Below are 17,689 nucleotides of genomic sequence, written 5' to 3' on the forward strand. Positions count from 1 at the left end.
ACTACGGGATGGTGTAGCCGCGTGTTGCGCCCACCGTGCGGTTCCAGACCGCGGCGCATTCCGCCCAGATGCGGTTGCAGCCGTCACGGAAGCTCGGCAGCACCACGCTGCTGACGGCGTCGCGCACCTTGGCATCGTCCTCCGGCGGCACGGCGGAGATCACCGCGCCGAATTTGCGCCCCTCGCACTCAGCCTTGCCGGCGAGGCAGGCGAGGGATTGCTGGTCGCTGACCTGGGCGAAGTCCCACATCTGCTTCTCCAGCCCCTGATAGGCCTTGACCAGCGCCGCCTGCTGGTCAGGGGTGAAGCGCTTCCAGGCGGCGAGGCTCATGAAGTGCCCCTGCACGCCGCCGGCGACCGAAAGCGGCAGGACATGCGTCGTCACCTCGCCCCAATTGCCGGCATAGGCGGAGACGGCGGAGGTGATGCCGCAGGTGACCAGGCCGCGCTGCAGCGCCGGGTAGACTTCCGAGAATTGCAGCGTCACCGGGATGGCGCCGAAATGCTGCACCAGCGCGGTCATGCTCGGCGTGTAGCTGCGGACCTTGAGGCCCTTGAGGTCGCCCACGCCCTTCACCGGCGCGTTGCAGAAGAAGTATTGCGGGCCGAAGGGCCACAAGGCCATGACCTTGGCGTTGAAGCGCTCCTGCAACCGCTTGTCGAAGGCGTCTCGCCCCGCATCCACCGCCTTGGCCAGGTCGGTGACGTTGGTCGAGACGCCGATCAGGTCCAGCCCGTCGAAGAAGGGTTCGTCGCGCGCGACCTGGCCGATCAGCACCGCCATGACGTCGAAGGCGCTGGTCCGCAGGTGGCGCAGCGCATCGGCGGCCTGCAGGCCGATCTGGTCCATCGGGTTGAAGCTGACCTGGAAATTCACCCCGGTCTGCGCGGGAAGCGCGGCGTAGAAGGCCTTCTCGATCTCGATTTGCTTGGTGTTCTGGCTGAAATGGCCGACCGCCCGCAGCGGCACGGGGGCCTGCTGGGCGAGGGCCGGGGCCGCGGCCAGCAGCAGGCTGGCGGCGAGGGCAAGCGGGCGGAACATGGCGTCTCCCGGGGCTGGCGAAGATGGCCGGGTCTTTGCAAGATCAATGCCGATACGCAGGAGAGCACCGATGCGCCGCGACCTGATGGGCTATGGCCTGAACCCGCCACGCATCGAATGGCCGGGCGGGGCGAAGCTCGCCGTCTCCATTGTGGTCAACTACGAGGAGGGCGCCGAGATGGCGCTCGAGGCCGGCGACGCCGAGAACGAGCGGATCGGCGAGGTGATCAGTGTCGTCCCGCCCGGACGGCGCGATTTCGGGCAGGAGGGCATCTTCTCCTACGGCACGCGGGCCGGGGTCGGCCGCTTCCTCGAAGCCTTCGACCGGCATGGGGTGAAGGTCACCTGGTTCATGTGCGGCCGCGCGGTGGAACGCACGCCGGACCTCGCACGGGAATGCATCGCGCGCGGGCATGAGGCGGCCAATCATGGCTGGGTCTGGCGGCCGCATGCCGATTTTACGTCGCGCGAGGAGGAGGAGGCGTCGCTGCTGCGCGCCACCGCGGCGATCGAGGCGGCGACCGGCGAGCGCCCGGTCGGCTTCTTCTGCCGCGGCAGCCCGAGCGCCTGGACCCGCGAATTGCTGGCTGCGCATGGGTACCTGTATGACAGCAACGCCTTCGACGACGACCTGCCGTACTGGGACCGCGACGTCGCCGGCGGGCCGCTGCTGGTTGTTCCTTACGCGCTCGACTGCAACGACATGAAATTCTTCCACCCCAACGGCTTCGTCGTGCCGCAGCAGTTCGTCGATTACGCCGAGGCGGCGATCGACCAGCTGATCGAGGAGGGCGAGCGCGGCACGCCGAAGCTGCTCAATATCGGCCTGCATTTGCGCATCTGCGGCAGGCCGGCGCGGTTCCGCGCGGTGGAGGGGATCCTTCGCGTGCTGGCGGCGCGCGGCGGGAAGGTGTGGGTGGCGCGGCGGAAGGACATCGCCGCGCATGCCTGCGCCGCGCTACCCGTAGGCTAGCCGCGCCAGCCAGGTCGCCATGCCCGGGAAGGCGATCAGCAGACCGGTCATCACCACCATGGCGATGAAGAAGGGCACCGTCCCGGCGAAGACCTGGGCGATCGTCCCCTCCTTGCGCACCGCCTGGATGACATAGAGCGTCATCCCCACTGGCGGGCTGATCAGCGAGATCTCGCACATCAGCACGATGAAGACGCCGAACCAGACCGGGTCGATCCCCGCTGCGACGATCACCGGGAAGACCACCGGCACGGTGCCGACCAGCATCGGCAGGGTCTCGAAGAACACGCCGAGCAGCAAATAGAAGACCGTCAGCGCCAGGATCAGCATGAGCTGCGTCGCACCCAGGCTGGTGACGAAGGCGCCCAGCGCCGGGGTCACGCCGAGCAGGCCAAGCACGAAGTTCAGGTAGAAGGCGACGGAGAGGATCAGCAGGCTCATCGCCGTCAGGCTGGCCGTCGCCACGAAGCAGTCGTGCAGCATGCGGATGCTGAGCCGGCCATACATCGCGGCGATGGGCAAGGCAGCGACGCAGGCCAGCGCCGCGCTTTCCGTCACCGTCGCCCAGCCGGAATAGATGCTGCCCATGATGATGGCGAAGATCACCAGCGGCGGCAGCAGGTCGACCAGCCGCCGCAGCCGCAGGCCCAAGCGGTCCAGCTCCTCGTGCTGGCGGACCCAGCCGGGCTTCAGCCAGGCCATCAGCACGATGGTCGCCATGAACAGCACCGTCATCAGGATGCCGGGGATGACGGCGGCGGCGTAGAGCTGCCCGACCGAGGTATTGGTCATTGCGCCATAGACGATCAGCGCGATCCCCGGCGGGATCAGGTTGCCGAGCGAGGCGCCGGCGGCGATCGAGCCCAGCACCAGCCGGTCGTCGTACTTGCGGATGCGGAAGCTCGGCAGCGCCACGGTGGCGACCGTCGCCGCGGTGGCGACGGAGGACCCGGAGACGGCGGAGAAGATGGCCGAGGCGGCGATGTTGGTGTGCAGCAGCCCGCCCGGCAAAATGTTCAGCCAGTCGGCCAGACTCCGGTACAGCTTGTCGGTGCTGCCGCTGCGCACCAGGATCTCACCCAGCAGGATGTACAGCGGGATCGACAGCAGGACGTAGTCCTCCATCGAGGCCCACAACTGCGTCCCCAGCGCATCCACCAGCGCCGGCGACAGGTACAGCGAGGCGCCGAGCACGCTGACCAGGAACATCGCGGTCGCCACATGCAGGCCGAGGAACAGCAGCCCCACCAATACGCCGAAGCCGATCGCCGCTTCCCCGACGCCGATCACCGGACGATCTCCTTGTCGGCGCCGCGGGCGAGGATGGCGCTGGCCTCGGTCGCCACCTCCTCCTCCAGCGTCATCGGCCCGTACCAGCGGTTCACTTTGCGCCAGTCGGTCAGCAGCAGCAGCAGCGCATGCGCGCCGAACATCCCGGCGGCGATGGCGAAGGCGACGAGGCCTGCCAGCCAGGCCGATTGCGGCAGCCACATCGGGGTGTTCAGCGGCGAATTGGCATGCGCCTGGAACAGCAGGCTTTCCTCCAGCACTGCCCAGCCGCGCCAGGCGGCGAAGATCGCCAGGCCCGCCAGCAGCACGAAGGCCAGCGTGTTCAGCACTGCCCGCGGATAGGGCGGCAGGTGCCCCAGCAGGAAGTCGACCCTTGTATGCGACTTCGCCACCAGCGCATGCGCGAAGCTGAGCGTCGAGAAGACCGCCAGCGTATAGGCGCCGATCTCGTCGACGCCGAGCAGCGAGAAGGCGAAGAACTTCCGCCCGAAGATCTCGACGCATGTGAGGAAGGCGAGGCCGAGCAGCCACCAGCCGCCGATGATGGCGACCACCCGCGCCGGCGTCTCCAGCCAGCGCGCCACCGGGTTGTCCTGGCTCACGCCGGCAATCCCGACAGCGCCCGCCAATGCCGCGCGATGTCCGCCCGACGGGCGATCCAGACGCCGGGCTGGCGCGTCACGTGTTCCAGCAGCAGCTCCAGGCCACGGATGCGCCCGGGCCGGCCGATGGTGCGCAGGTGCAGCCCGACTGACATCATCTTCGCGCCCTCCCGCATCAGCTGGTCGAAGGCGCCGATGCAGTACCGCGAGAAATCCTCGGCCTGGACGAAGCCCTGGCCGGGGGCGAAGCGCATGTCGTTGGTGTCGAAGGCATAGGGCAGGATCACGTGCGGCGCGCCGCCGACCTGCACCAGCCGCGGCAGGTCGTCGTCATAGGCATCCGAATCATAGAGGAACCCGCCTTCCTCGCGCAGCAGCCGCCGGGTGTTGACCGAGGGCGCGGATTTCGTGTGCCAGCCGACCGGGCGCGTGCCGGCGGCCTCGCCCAGCACCGCGACGGTGCGCGCGATCACCGCGCGCTCGGTGGCCTCCGGCATGTTGGCATGCATCTCCCAGCGCCAGCCATGCGCGCTGACCTCGTGCCCCGAAGCGGCCGGCGCCGCGGCCAGCGCCGGCGTCGCCGCGACGGCGCGGCCGCAGCAGGAAAACGTCGCCTTCACGCCGAAGCGCTCGAGCAGGTCCAGCACCCGCCACAACGCGACGCGCGAGCCATAGGCGAAATGCGTCTCCATGCAGGGATCGGCGGCGCCCTCGACCAGTTGCTTCGTCTCCGGCACCGCCTCGTTGCGCTCGTCGCCGCTGCCGATCGACAGCTCGGCGCCCTCCTCCACGTTGACGACGAAGGACAGCGCGAGGCGCGCCCCGTCCGGCCAGCGCGGATCGGGCGGGTTGCGGCCATAGCCGGCGAGGTCGCGGTCGGCGGGCGGCATGCCGCCGGGCAATGGGGTCATCTGGCGCCTCCGCTGGCCGAGGCCCCGAGGGCAGCAATCGCCATGCCATGCCGGACGCGCCACCCGTCCTCAAGCAGCGCGTCGGCGCTGGCGCGTCGGTGCGCAGCCTGCCCCGCCCGCGGGCAGGGCTCAGCCGGCCACCGCCACCGCGGCCCCACCATCCGGCGTGGCCTCGGGCGGGACGTCGAGGGCCTGCACCGTCTCGGCCGCGATCTCCAGCAGGACCCGCCGCAGCCGTAGCATCGTCTCCGGCGGCAGCCGCCGCGCGTCGCCCTGGAACTGCCGTGCCGCGGTCGCCAGCCGGGTCGCACCGAGCGTCGCCGCGGCGCCGGCCAGCCGATGCGCCGCCGGCACCATGCGGTCCGGCATTGCGGCGTCGATGCCGCGCAGCTGCTCGGCCGCCTCGCGCATCTCGCGCAGGAACTCGCCGGCCAGGCTGCGCGCCGCTTCCGGGTCCAGCCCCGGCACCACCAGCGCCGCGCCGGCCCGACGGCTCAGCAGCGGGATGCGCGCGAAGCTCTCCGGCTCAGGCCGCGCCGCAGGCTCCGCCGCCGGCGGCGCCTCGCCGGTCAGGCGGCCCAGCGCGGCGATCAGCGCCTCGCGCTCGATCGGCTTGGCCAGATGCGCGTCCATCCCGGCCTCGCGACAGGCATCGATATCCTCGGCGAAGGCGCTGGCGGTCACCGCCAGGATCGGCACCCGGGCGACCGGGCCGGGCAGGGCGCGGATCTGGCGCGTCGCCTCCATGCCGTCGAGGTTCGGCATCATGACGTCCATCAGCACCACATCGAAGGGCCGGTCGGTGGGTGCCTCGCACAGCGCGCGGACCGCGAGCGCCCCGTCGGCGACGCATCGCACTTGGTGGCCGGCGGATTCCAGCAGCGCCCGCGCCACTGCCAGGTTGGCCGGGACGTCGTCCGCCACCAGCACGTTCAGCGACCGCCGCGGTGCCATCGCCGGTGCCAGCCTGGCCGCGACGACGGCGACCGCCGGGCGCAGCCCCAGTTCCACCCAGAAGGTGGCGCCCTGGCCGGTCGGCGAGCGGGCATGGGCCTCGCAGCCGATGCGACCGCCCATCTGCTCGGCGATGCCGGCGGCGATCGCCAGGCCGAGCCCGGTGCCGCCCGCCTTGCCGTGGTCGAGCTGGACGAAGTCGCCGAAGATGGCGTGGCGCTCGGCCTCCGGCACGCCGGGGCCGGTATCCCGTACCTCGAGCCGCAGCGGCAACAGGCCCGTGGCGTCGGGCGGCCCGAGCGGCCGTGCGGCCAGCGCCACCCGGCCGCCTTCGGGGGTGAATTTCACCGCATTGGACAGCAGGTTGAGCACCAGCTGGCGCATCCGGGTCTGGTCGGTTTCCAGCGTCCGCGGCAGGTCGGGGGCGAATTCCAGCACCACCTCCACCCGCTTGCCGTCGGCCGCCGGCCGCACCAGGGTCGCGCAGTCGCCCAGCAGGGCCGGCAGGTCGACCGGGGTGAGGCGCAGCTCCAGCCGCCCGGCCTCCACCTTCGCCAGGTCGAGCACGTCGTTGGCGACCGCGACCAGGTGCCGGCCGGCGGCTTCCAGCGTCTCCGCCTGGGTCCGCTGCACGCCGGACAGCGCCGGGTCGCGCGCCAGCACCTGGGCCAGCCCGAGCACCCCGTTCAGCGGCGTGCGCAGCTCGTGCGACATCCGCGCCAGGAAGCGCGACTTCGCCTCGGTCGCCGCCGCCGCCGCGTCGCGCGCCTGCGCCAGGTCGGCCATGGCGGCCTTGAGCGCGCTGATATCGGTGCGGATCCCGACGGTGCCGCCATCCGGCGTGCTGCGTTCCGTCACCAGCACCCAGCGGCCATCGGGCAGCAGCCGCTCCATGCTCGGGTTGTCGCCGCGGTGCCAAGCCTTGATCTCGGCGACGAAGGCCTCGATATCGGCGCCCGCCTGCGGATACTGGCCGCGTTTCGCGCCCTCGCGGATGATGTCCTCGAACCGTGCGCCGGGCACGATGAAGGGCGCGCTGACCGCATAGAAGTCGCGGTAGCGCTGGTTGCAGATCACCAGCCGGTCCGCGGCGTCGAACATGACGAAGCCGTCGGGCAGGCTCTCGATCGCGCTTTCCAGCAGGCCGCGGGCGGCGGCCCGCTCGGCCTCGACCCGCTCGCGCTGGCGCAACGCGGCATTCAGCGCCAGGCCGAGCGCGCCGATCAGGCCGGCGGAGCCGAGTGCCACGAAGAGCAGGCGGCTGCGGTCCTGCGCGTAGGCGGCATAGGCGGCGCCGGTCTCGAGGCTCGCCACCACCAGGATGTCGCGGTAGAGCAGCGGCCGCGTCGCGGCGATGACCGATCCGGGGGCCAGCCGGCCGTCGATCTCGGACGCCGTCCCGTCCTGCGGCAAGGTGGTCGCGCTGCGGCTCAAGGGCCGGCCGATCCGCGTCTCGTCATGCGGCAGGCTGGCCAGCAACCGGCCGTCCGACCGCTCGACCGAGATGCGCAGGCCGGGCACCTCGCCGACCGGGGCGAGCATGGTGGCGAGCACCGAGACGGGCACTTCCGCCGCCACCACGGCCGCTTCGCCGCCGGGCAGGGCGAGGCCGCGCAGGAAGAACAACGTCCATTCGCCGGTCAGGGTGTTGCGCACCGGGCCGCTGATCACCGCCGAGCCGTTGCGGCGGGCTTCCGCCAGGCGGTCGGGATCGATCGGCGGCGGCCGGCTGCGCGACCCGGCCAGGGCGCTGGCCCAGGGGAGGCCATCGGCGCGGATGATGATGATGTCGCGGAAATTGAGATTCTGGAAGTTCAGGTCGCGCAGCATCCGGCTGGCGGCGCCGCGGTCGACCGTGCCGTCGCGCGCGATCTGGGCGAGCACCGGGGTCAGCCCCGCCAGCGTCCCGTCCACCGACAGGAAATGGCGGTTGACCGTGCCTTCGGCCACCCGGGCGACACGCTGCACCAGCTGCACGGCGGTGGTGCGCGCGGTGTCCTGCAGCCGGGCCAGAAGCAGGGTGGTGCCTACCGCGATCGTCAGCAGGACCAGCCCGCAGGCGAAGGCGACGGCCAGGCGGAGCCAGCGGGCCTGCATGGGTCAGTCCGCCTTGGCCTGGATGCCCCGGGCCTGCACCATGATCCCGTTCCAGGTCTCGGCGCATTCGCCGCCGCAGCGCTGCACCCAGGCGGGCAGCACGGAATCCGTGAGCAATTGCTGGCGCCGGGCGCGGTCCTGTGGCCGATCCTCGACGATGGTCATGCGGCCGCGGGTGCCGACGGCGCAATCCGGTTTGCCGGCATTGCAGTTCAGGCCGTCCTCGGTCTCCTGCTCGGCGCCGCGCCAGATATCCTCCTGCAGGGTGGCCAGGCCGGCGGTCAGCGCTTTGCGCGCCGTTTCCGGCAAGGCCGCCCAGGCCCGCTCGTTCGCGCCGAAGATGGACACGCCCCAGCTGATCGCCACGCGGGAGACATGCGTCGTCACCTCATGCAGGCCGATGGCGTTGCCGGACAGCGTTCCGGTGACGGCGCATTGCACGACATCGTCACGCACCGCCTGGACGATCTCGGCGAAGGGGGTGACCACCGGGGTGGCGTCCAGCGCCTCGATCAGCTCGCCCTGGCCGACGGAGGAGACCCTGACCCGCCGCCCCGCCAGGTCGCCGAGGCCGGCGAAGGCCTGGCGGCAGAACACAACCTGGGACGGGTAGGTATAAACCGCCAGCAACCTGATCCCGTAACGCTCGTGCAGCAGGGTCTCGAGCCGCGGGCGCCAGAGCGCCACGGTCTGCCGCAGCGTGGCGATGTCGGGGTTGAGCATCGGCAGGTCGATGGCGTTCAGCTCCGGCTCGTCGGCCGAGGCGAGGGCCAGCAGCACGGTGCCGAAGGGCACCACGCCGAGCCGCATCAGTTGCAGCATTTCCTGGCCACGGATGCCGCTGCGGTCGAAGGGGGCGACCTCCGCCTTGATCCGGCCATTGGTCAGGCCGGGGACTCGCTCGGTCCAGAATGGCGCCTCGTAACGGACATACTGGCTGATCGAGGCGAGGCCGCCGACCACCTTGATCTGGATCGGCGCCGGACCCTCGGCCACGGCGGGCCGAGGGGCGGCCAGCGTGATGGCCAGGCCGGCGGCCAACAGCGCCGCGCCGCGCCGGGCGCGGTGCGGAAGCCTGCGGAAAAGCGGTGGCAGGAGGTGAGCGAGCATGCCAGTCATCCGATGGGCTGGGGCGATGGGGTGGACAGCGCTCACCGTCCAGGAGTCGAACTGGGTAGATTATAAACTTACAGTTTGGTGCGCGTCACGATAACATAAAAATTCTTCCGAATTCGGAGCGGTCCTGCGATCCGCGCCGGGTCGCCGCCTGGCACCCGGCGCTCCGGCCCCCCATGGCCGGCGGCAATCAGGCGCCCTGCAGCGCCACCCCGGCCGCTGCCTGGCCGCGCTGGCCGTAATTGGCTCCCGAATACTCGCCCATGAATTCCGGATAGGTGAAGGGCGGGTAGCGCGGCGGGTTGTCCGGCGTGACGCAGGTCGGGATCGGCGCCATCACCGCGTCGTAGGAGCAATCCATGAAGAAGGGGATGGCGTAGCGTTCCTGGCCGGACCGGTTGGTCACCCGGTGGGGCGTCGCCAGGAAGACATGGTTGGTCCAGCGCCGCAGCATCATCCCGCCATTGACCAGGAAATGCCCATCCAGCGCCGGCGCGTCGATCCAGCGCGTGTCCGGCAGGCGGATCGACAGGCCCGGCACCTTGTTCTGCGCCAGGATGGTCATGAAGGAGGTATCGGCATGCGGCGCCAGGCCCCATTCGTCGGCCGGCGCGGTCGGCGCCTGCTGCGGGTAGTGGGTCATCCGCAGGGTGAACATCGGCTCGCGGAATTTGTCGGCGAACCAGTCATGCGGCAGGCCGAGGGCGGCGGCATAGACCGGCACCAGGCGGCGGCCGAGATCCTCCATCGCCGCGGCATAGTCGAGCGCCGCCTCGCGGAAACCCGGCAGGTCGGCCGGCCAGCGGTTCACCCCGCGGAAGCGGCGGCCGGCCAGCACATCCGGGTGGTCCGCCGGCAGGTCGCGCTTGAAGAACACCGCCGCGTTCGCATTCGGCGGCTTGATGCCGTCCACCGCGTTCATCCGCGTGGTGTTGCCGCGGAAGGGCAGGTAGCCCTGGTTGTTGGTGTCGAAGGGCAGCGCCAGCTTGGCCTCCAGCGGCTGGGCGTGGAAGCGCGCGGCGGCCGCGAAGGCGGCCTGCACCAGGGCCTCCGGCACGCCGGTATTGCGGACGAAGTAGAAGCCCACCTCGGTGAAGGCGCGGCGCAGTTGCGCGCCGAGCTCGTCCAGCGCGCCGGGCCTGCCCTCCCGCAGCGGGGCGAGGTCGAGGACGGGGATCTCGTCGGCCATGATGGGGCTCCCTGACGGTGCGGATGCGAAGGCTAGGCAAGGATCGCGCCGGGGCCAACCACCGTGTCGCGGCGCACAGGCCGGATCCGCTGCCCGGCGATGTGACCGCCGTCGTGCCGCCGGGCGCCTAGCCTCCGGCCGCCGCGTTGCCGCGGCTGCGGAGGACCTGTCCATGACCGTCGATCCCTTCCCGACTTCCGCCGTGCCGCTCGGCTTCGTCACCAACGATGCGGCGCTGACCTCCGGCATGGCGGCGCTGGCGGACCTGCCAGGCTTCATGGTGCTCTGCGCCGGGCTGGTCGACCTGACCGGCGATCCGGACCAGCCGCCCTATGCCGGACTGGCGGATGGCGAGATGCTCTATGCCGGCAGCCTGCTGAAGGTCTGCGCCCTCTATGCCGCCTTCGAACTGCGGGCGCGGGTGCGGCAGCATGTGGCCGAGGCGATCGATGCCGGCACCGCAACCGACATGCCGGGCTGGGAGAAGCCGGTCTTTGCCGCGCTGCTGCGCGCCTGGCAGCCGGCGCTGGCTGAGGTCATGCCGAAGCTGCCAGCGACGCCGCCGAACCTCGGCCGGCTTTTCGCCGTGACCCCGGATGGCGACGTCGACTTCACCGCCGCCGACCCGGCCCTGACCGATGCCGAGATCGACGCCGTGGGCGAGTTCGGCACGCCGCGCGGCGGCTACCGCGACTGGCTGCGGTCCATGCTGCGCTGGTCGAACAACGCCGCCGCCAGTCGCTGCATCCTCGGCCTCGGCTATCCCTTCATCGCCGGGACGCTGCGCGGGGCGGCGCTGATCGATGCCGACATGGCGAACGGCCTCTGGCTGTCCGGCGACTACCTTGGGCATGACTGGGTGCCGAACGCCGCCGCCGGGGCGCAGGCCAATGCCGCCGGCCGTCCGCTCAGCCCACGCTGGGCCACGGCGCAGAAGCGCCAGCGCAGCAATTTCACCGCGACCGCGGCGCAGGTCGCCACGCTGATGACGCTTCTGGCCAAGGACCTGCTGGTCGACCAGGCCGCCAGCCAGGAGATGCGCGACCTGATGACCGGCGCCGAGGGGATCGGCAGCTATATCGGCGGCACGCTGGCGCAAGACGGCCGAGCCACCGACCTCGTCGTCTCCAAGATCGGCTACGGCGACGACACCCGCAGCCATGACTGCGCCATCGTCGAGCGCACGGTCGACGGCAGGCCGATCCGCTACGTGGTGGTCGGGCTGGGCTCGCAGGCGGGGAACCGGCGCAGCCTGGGCGACCTTTTCATCCAGCTCGACCAGCTCATCCTCGACCGCAACGCCTGACCGGCGGTTGCCGGGCGGACCGCCGCCGGTCCAGTGTGGCGGCGGGCGGGACGGGGGCTATCGGCGTGGCAGTGGCGACGGAGACACCAGGTACGCTCCCCCGGCTTGCCGCGCTGCGCCAGTTGCTGCCCTATCTCCGGCCCTATCGCGGCCGGGTCGCGCTGGCGGCCATCGCCCTGCTGCTGGCGGCGGGGCTGGTGCTCGGCATCGGCCAGGGACTGCGGCATCTGGTGGACGAGGGCTTCGCCACCGGCAATGCGACGGCGCTGGACGGCACCGCGCTCGCCCTGTTCGGGGTGGTCGCGGCCCTGGCGGTGGCGACCGGCGGACGGTTCTGGCTGGTCTCCTGGCTGGGCGAGCGGGTCGCCGGCGACCTGCGGCGCGACGTCTTCGACCATGTGCTACGGCTGTCGCCGGCCTGGTTCGAGACGGCGCGGACCGGCGACATCCTGTCCCGCCTGACCGCCGACGTGACCCTGCTGCAGTCGCTGATCGGCTCCGCCATCTCCATGGGGCTGCGCAACATCCTGACCGGGGCCGGCGCCTTCGGCATGCTGCTGGTGACCAGCCCGAAGCTGGCCGGCATCGTTCTGCTGGTGGTGCCGCTGGTGGTGGTGCCGCTGGTGCTGTTCGGCCGGCGGGAGAAGCGGCTGTCGCGGGTGGCGCAGGAGCGCATCGCCGATCTGGGCGACCTGGCGGAGGAGACGCTGGCCGGCCTGCGCACCGTGCAGGCCTACACGCACGAGCCGATCGACCGCATGCGCTTCGCCGGGCGGGTGGAGGAGTCGGTCGCCGCCGCGGTGCGGCGGATCGCCAGCCGGTCGCTGCTGATCCTGATGGTGATCCTGCTCGGCTTCGGCGCCGTCACCTTCAGCCTCTGGGTCGGCGGGCGGGACGTGGTGACGGGACGGATGACCGGGGGCGAGCTCTCGGCCTTCGTGCTCTATGCCATCCTGATGGCCTCCTCCGGTGCGTCCCTCAGCGAGGTCTGGGGCGAGATCCAGCGCGCCGCCGGCGCCGCCGAGCGGATCTTCGACCTGATGGCGGTGCGGCCGGCGATCGCCGCACCGGCGGCCCCGGCGCTGCTGCCGAGCCCGGCGCGCGGCCGGATCGCCTTCGAGGCCGTGCGGTTCGAATACCCGACGCGGCCGGGGCAGCCGGCGCTGGAGGATTTCTCGCTGGTGGTGGAGCCGGGCGAGACGGTGGCCCTCGTCGGGCCGTCGGGGGCCGGCAAGACCACGGTGCTGCAATTGCTGCTGCGCTTCTACGACCCGCAGGCCGGGCGGGTGACGCTGGACGGGGTCGACATCGGCGCAGTGGACCCGGCCGAGCTGCGGGCGCGGCTGGGGCTGGTGCCGCAGGACCCGATCGTCTTCTCGGCGGATGCCGCCGAGAATATCCGCTTCGGCCGGCCCGGCGCGAGCCAGGCGGAGATACGCGCCGCGGCCGAGGCGGCGGCGGCGGACCGCTTCCTCGATGCCCTGCCGCAGGGCTTCGCCACCTTCCTCGGCACCAAGGGGGTGATGCTGTCGGGCGGCCAGCGGCAGCGCCTGGCGATCGCCCGGGCCATCCTGCGCGATCCGGCGGTGCTGCTGCTGGACGAGGCGACCAGCGCGCTGGATGCCGAGAGCGAGCAGGCGGTGCAGCAGGCGCTGGCCGTGGCCTCGGCCGGGCGGACCACGCTGGTGGTGGCACACCGTCTGGCGACGGTGCGGCGGGCCGACCGCATCGTGGTGATGGAAGCGGGGCGGATCGTCGCCACCGGCACCCATGCGGCGCTGGTGCGGGAGGGCGGGCTCTACGGCCGGCTGGCGGCGCTGCAATTCGGCGTCGAGGCCTGAGCGGTTTGCCCGCGCCGGCCGGCTGCCGTTAGTCTGGCGACCGTCCAGGACAAGCAACAGGCCCGATGACCACAGACATGCTCGCCACCCAGGATCTCGATCCCGGCCGCATCACTGCCGATTGGCTCGCCCGCTTCGCCGCGGCGCTGGAGGCGCGTGACGCGGCGCGGCTCGGCGCGCTGTTCCGCCCGGACGGGCATTGGCGCGACATCATCGGCCTGCGCTGGACCATCGCCACCACCAGCGGCCGCGAGGCGGTGGCGCCGGCCCTGCTGGCGGCGGCGCTCGCCGGCGGCGCGCGTGACTTCGCCGTCGACCCCGACCGCTGGCCGCCGCGGCTGGTGGAGCGCGCCGGGGAGCCGTGCATCGAAGCGATCCTGATGTTCCGCACCGAAGTGGGCCAAGGCGCCGGGCTGCTGCGCATCCAATGCGCCGACGCCGCGAATGGCTCGCCCCAGGCCTGGACCCTGCTGACCGCGCTGCAGAGCATCGCCGGGCATGACGAGGCGACCATCCGCGACGGGCGCGAGGAGCCGGCCTTCGAGCGCGACTTCGAGGGCCCCAATTGGCTCGACCGCCGCCAGGAATCCGCCCGCTATGCCGACCGCGACCCGGCGGTGCTGATCGTCGGCGGCGGCCATGCCGGCGTCACCGCCGCGGCGGCGCTGGGTGCGCTCGGGGTGGAGGCGCTGGTCGTCGACCGCATGGCCCGGATCGGCGACAACTGGCGGCTGCGCTACCGCGGGCTGAAGCTGCACAACCAGGTGCACAGCAACCACTTCCCCTACCTGCCCTTTCCGAAGACCTGGCCGCACTACATCCCGAAGGACAAGATCGCCAATTGGATCGAGTTCTACGTCGAGGCGATGGAGATCGACTTCTGGACCCGGACGTCGTTCGAGGGCGCCAGCTACGACGCCGCCGCCGGCTGCTGGGATGCGCGGCTGCGGCTGGCCGACGGCAGCGAACGCGTCATGCGGCCGCGCCACATCGTCATGGCGACCAGCGTCAGCGGCACGCCGAACCTGCCGGAGATCCCGACGCTCGACCGCTTCGCCGGCCCGGTGGTGCATTCCAGCGGCTTCAAGGACGGCGCCGCCTGGCGCGGCAAGCCCGTGCTGGTCTTCGGCACCGGCACCAGCGCGCACGACATCGCCCAGGACCTGCACGGCAACGGCGCGCAGGTCACCATGGTCCAGCGCAGCCCGACGCTGATCGTCAATGTCGAGCCCAGCGCGCAGCTCTATGACGGGGTCTATTACGGGAAGGGCCCGACCCTCGACGACCGCGACCTGATCAACACCTCCTTCCCAGTGCCGGTGATGAAGCGGGCGCACAAGCTGCTGACCGACAAGACGCGGGAATACGACGCGCCGCTGCTGGCGGGGCTGGAGAAGGTCGGCTTCCGGCTCGACTTCGGCGAGGACGGCACCGGCTGGCCGCTGAAGTACCGCACCCGCGGCGGCGGCTACTACTTCAACGTCGGCTGTTCCGACCTGGTCGCCAGCGGCGCGATCGGCCTGGCGCAGTACCAGGACATCGAGGAATTCACCGCCGCCGGCCCACGCATGAAGGATGGCCGGGTACTGGAAGCCGGGCTGATCGTGCTGGCGACCGGCTACAAGGGCCAGGACCACCTGGTCGGCACCTTGTTCGGGCCGGAGGTCGCGGCCCGCGTCGGCAAGGTCTGGGGGTTCGATGACGCGCAGGAGCTGCGCAACATGTGGATGCGCACGCCGCAGCCTGGCCTGTGGTTCACCGGCGGGTCCTTCGCGCAGTGCCGGATGTACTCGAAATACCTGGCGATGCAGGTCAAGGCCGTGGAACTCGGGCTGGCCTGAGGGCCGGTGCAATAGGCAGCAAGCTTGGGGAGGGAGAAATATTCCCTCCCCAAGCCCCACCGTTCCTTCTTGGGGAGTTGACACCTGCCGCGCGGCGAGTGCCGACCCATGGGGATAGATCAGGGGTTCCGGAGAAAATCTCCTGCCCGGCCTTGCGTTCGACGAACGGCTACTCCCGCACGACATAGGTGTGGAAGCGGATGCTTCCGTCCGCCGCCTTCTCCCGGTAGAGGCCCTGGATCTCGTTCTCGAAGCCGGGGAAGGCGTTGCCGGCGCGCTCGAAGGCCTTGAGGTAGGCGATCATCGGCCGTGACCGCTGGCCGAGCCGCTCGCCGGGAATGACCGTGGCGATGCCGGGCGGGTAGACCAGCCAGAGCGTCGCCGCGATGCGGCCATCAGCCTCCTCCAGCGGCACGTAGTCGACCTTGTTGCGCACCAGCATGCGCACCGCCTCGTGCGGCGGCATCACCATCTCGGGGAAATGCTCCGCGCGGAATTGCGCCGCCTGCAGCCGGCTGACATCCTCGGCCCGGTAGAAGGCGTGCATGGCGGCGCAGAGGTCGCGCAGCCTGGCGCGGCGGTAGCGCTCCGGGCGCTTGGCCACGAAGTCGGGGATCACGTCCTCCAGCAGCGCGTTCTCGTCGTGCAGCTTCTTGAAGGTGACGAGGTGCGACAGCAAGGTGCCGGCCTTGCTGCTCTCGCTGCCCGGGGTCAGCAGGAACAGCAGGCTGTTGAGATCGTTCTTCTCCGGCACGATGCGGTTCTGCCGCAGGTATTCGGCGACCACCGGGGCAGGAATGCCGTGTTCGTCGTAGCGGCCGGCGTGGAAGCCGGGGGTCAGCAGGGTCAGCTTGTTCGGGTCGGTCATTGCCCAGCCGGGGGCGACCTCGCCGAAGCCATGCCAGTCGGCCTCCGGCTGCAGCGCCCAATGCGCCGGGTCGCTGGCCAGAAGGTCGGTCGGCGCATCCTCCCAGCGTGTGGTGCTGCCATCGGGCAGCCGCACCTGCTTCGGCACGAAGGGCTCGAAGAACCAGCGGCGCGCCGGGTCGGACTCCTTCTCCTCGAACTCGTGGTGCAGCATGCGGATCTTCTTCCGCATCTCGATGCCGAGCCGGATGGTGTCGTCCCAGAGGATCTCGCCCTGCCGGCCCTTCATCATCTGCGCGCCCACGTCGAGCGAGGCGAAGAGCGGGTAGAAAGGGCTGGTCGAGGCGTGCAGCAGGAAGAACTCGTTGAAGCGCCGGTGATGCACCTGCCGCCGCTGGCCAGCGAGATGCGCGTCGCGCACATGGATCTGGCTGGCCTGGGAGAAGCTGGCGAGCTGCTTGTGGGTGGACTGGGTGACGAAGACGCCGGGGCTGTCGGGGCCGAGCTTTTCCAGCCCCATGCCGAACCGCCCCTTGTAGAGCGGGTGGAACTTCATGAAGCCGGCCCAGGCCTCGTCGAACAGGATGTAGTCGCAAAGGTGGCCGATCTTCGCCAGCACCGTCTCGGCGGAATAGATCGTGCCGTCATAGGTGCATTGCTCGACCACGGCGCAGCGGAAGGGGCGGGGGCGCTGCCAGGCCGCCTTGTCCTTCACCAGCGGGTTGTCGCGGATCGCCTGGCGCAGCCGGTCCTCGTCCAGCGCCGCCAGGTCCATCGGGCCGATCAGCCCATGCGGGTTGCGCGCCGTCTCGACGAAGATCGGCACCGCGCCGCCGAGGATGAGGGCGCCGTGATGCGCCGCCTTGTGGTTGTTGCGGTCGAACAGCACCAAGTCGTCCTCCGCCAGCAGGGCGGAGAGCACCACCTTGTTGGAGGTGCTGGTGCCGTTCAGCACGAAGTAGGTGCGCTCGGCGCCGAAGATCTCGGCGGCTTCCTGCTGCGCCTTCAGCGCCGGTCCCTCATGCGTCAGCAGGTCGCCGAGCTGCAGGACCGAATTGTCGAGGTCGTCGCGGAACACCGCCTCGCCCAGGTGTTCGACGAAGATGCGGCCGATCGGGCTTCGGCTGTAGAACATGCCGCCGTTGTGGCCCGGGCAGGTCCACAGCATGTTGCCTTGCTCGGCATAGTCGACCAGCGCGCCGAAGAACGGCGTCTTCAGCGTCTCGGCATACTGGCGCAGCCGGGAGACCAGGGTCTTGGCGATGAATTCCGGCGTCTCCTCGGCCAGGAAGACGAAGCCGTCGACATCGTCCAGCACCTGGACGGGGATGTCCTCCAGCCGGTGGCGGCGGACCAGGAGGATGATCGGCACGTCGAGGCCGCGCTTGCGCACCAGGCTGATCAGCGCCGCCGACTTGCCCTGCAGCCCCTTCTTGCCCCAGTCGACGATGATGCAGCCCAGCGCGCTGTCGGTGCGGATCACCAGCTCGGCATCGTCGTCGCGGCGGGCGCGGGTCACCGCATAGCCCATGCCCTCGACCTGGGTGAGGATCTCCCGCAGCCGCGCACCTTCCAGGTCGGACTCGTCGAAGGCGGGGGCGCAGACCAGCAGCTTGAAGCGGCGCGCGTATTCCATGGGTCACTCCAGGGGGCAGGTGCG

General features: G+C 70.9%; 12 protein-coding genes. 4 read left to right on the plus strand and 8 right to left on the minus strand.

Annotated features, from left to right (window positions below; all coding sequences use genetic code 11):
* Position 1: 1 nt before the first annotated feature.
* Positions 2-1,042, minus strand: coding sequence for a TRAP transporter substrate-binding protein (locus ACFQS7_RS16930; protein WP_380068280.1), 1,041 nt, complete (start codon positions 1,040-1,042; stop codon positions 2-4).
* A 70-nt stretch (positions 1,043-1,112) separates the two neighbouring features.
* Between ACFQS7_RS16930 and ACFQS7_RS16935 the strand changes: the two genes are divergently transcribed.
* The gene (locus ACFQS7_RS16935) at positions 1,113-2,015 is read left to right on the plus strand and encodes a polysaccharide deacetylase family protein (RefSeq protein WP_380068281.1); all 903 of its coding nucleotides are present in this window, start codon (positions 1,113-1,115) and stop codon (positions 2,013-2,015) included.
* On the opposite strand, the gene ACFQS7_RS16940 is transcribed toward ACFQS7_RS16935, so the two are convergent.
* From ACFQS7_RS16940 to ACFQS7_RS16965, 6 genes are all read right to left on the minus strand, one after another.
* Complete coding sequence (locus ACFQS7_RS16940) at positions 2,001-3,305, minus strand: TRAP transporter large permease (protein ID WP_380068282.1); 1,305 nt, start codon at positions 3,303-3,305, stop codon at positions 2,001-2,003. The genes ACFQS7_RS16935 and ACFQS7_RS16940 overlap by 15 nt on opposite strands.
* Positions 3,302-3,907, minus strand: coding sequence for a TRAP transporter small permease subunit (locus ACFQS7_RS16945; protein ID WP_380068283.1), 606 nt, complete (start codon positions 3,905-3,907; stop codon positions 3,302-3,304). The genes ACFQS7_RS16940 and ACFQS7_RS16945 overlap by 4 nt, the downstream gene beginning before the upstream one ends.
* Positions 3,904-4,818, minus strand: a complete 915-nt coding sequence (locus ACFQS7_RS16950; protein WP_380068284.1) for a polysaccharide deacetylase family protein — start codon at positions 4,816-4,818, stop codon at positions 3,904-3,906. The genes ACFQS7_RS16945 and ACFQS7_RS16950 overlap by 4 nt, the downstream gene beginning before the upstream one ends.
* Before the next feature lie 129 nt (positions 4,819-4,947).
* Complete coding sequence (locus tag ACFQS7_RS16955; RefSeq protein ID WP_380068285.1) at positions 4,948-7,869, minus strand: PAS-domain containing protein; 2,922 nt, start codon at positions 7,867-7,869, stop codon at positions 4,948-4,950.
* 3 nt (positions 7,870-7,872) lie between these two features.
* Complete coding sequence (locus tag ACFQS7_RS16960; RefSeq protein WP_380068286.1) at positions 7,873-8,979, minus strand: TRAP transporter substrate-binding protein; 1,107 nt, start codon at positions 8,977-8,979, stop codon at positions 7,873-7,875.
* 196 nt (positions 8,980-9,175) lie between these two features.
* Positions 9,176-10,174 carry an isopenicillin N synthase family dioxygenase gene (locus tag ACFQS7_RS16965; protein WP_380068287.1) on the minus strand — a complete coding sequence of 333 codons (999 nt, stop codon included), beginning with the start codon at positions 10,172-10,174 and terminating at the stop codon, positions 9,176-9,178.
* A 172-nt stretch (positions 10,175-10,346) separates the two neighbouring features.
* On the opposite strand from ACFQS7_RS16965, the gene ACFQS7_RS16970 reads away from it, so the two are divergent.
* The 3 genes from ACFQS7_RS16970 to ACFQS7_RS16980 all read left to right on the plus strand — a co-directional run bounded on the left by ACFQS7_RS16970 (position 10,347) and on the right by ACFQS7_RS16980 (position 15,162).
* A complete protein-coding gene (locus ACFQS7_RS16970) occupies positions 10,347-11,480 on the plus strand; it encodes a serine hydrolase (protein WP_380068288.1) in 1,134 nt (377 codons plus the stop codon).
* A gap of 65 nt (positions 11,481-11,545) precedes the next feature.
* Entirely contained in the window at positions 11,546-13,321 is a 1,776-nt protein-coding gene (locus ACFQS7_RS16975) for an ABC transporter transmembrane domain-containing protein (protein ID WP_380068289.1), read from the plus strand.
* Between the two features lie 65 nt (positions 13,322-13,386).
* Positions 13,387-15,162 (plus strand): NAD(P)-binding domain-containing protein, encoded by a 1,776-nt coding sequence (locus tag ACFQS7_RS16980; protein WP_380068290.1) that lies wholly within the window; start codon positions 13,387-13,389, stop codon positions 15,160-15,162.
* A 169-nt stretch (positions 15,163-15,331) separates the two neighbouring features.
* Here ACFQS7_RS16980 and ACFQS7_RS16985 read toward each other — a convergent pair whose 3' ends face one another.
* On the minus strand, positions 15,332-17,665 hold the full coding sequence (locus ACFQS7_RS16985; protein WP_380068291.1) for an Orn/Lys/Arg decarboxylase N-terminal domain-containing protein: 2,334 nt from the start codon (positions 17,663-17,665) through the stop codon (positions 15,332-15,334).
* Between the last annotated feature and the right edge of the window lie 24 nt (positions 17,666-17,689).

The sequence above is a fragment of the Dankookia sp. GCM10030260 genome (assembly GCF_042666655.1).
GTDB lineage: Bacteria > Pseudomonadota > Alphaproteobacteria > Acetobacterales > Acetobacteraceae > Paracraurococcus.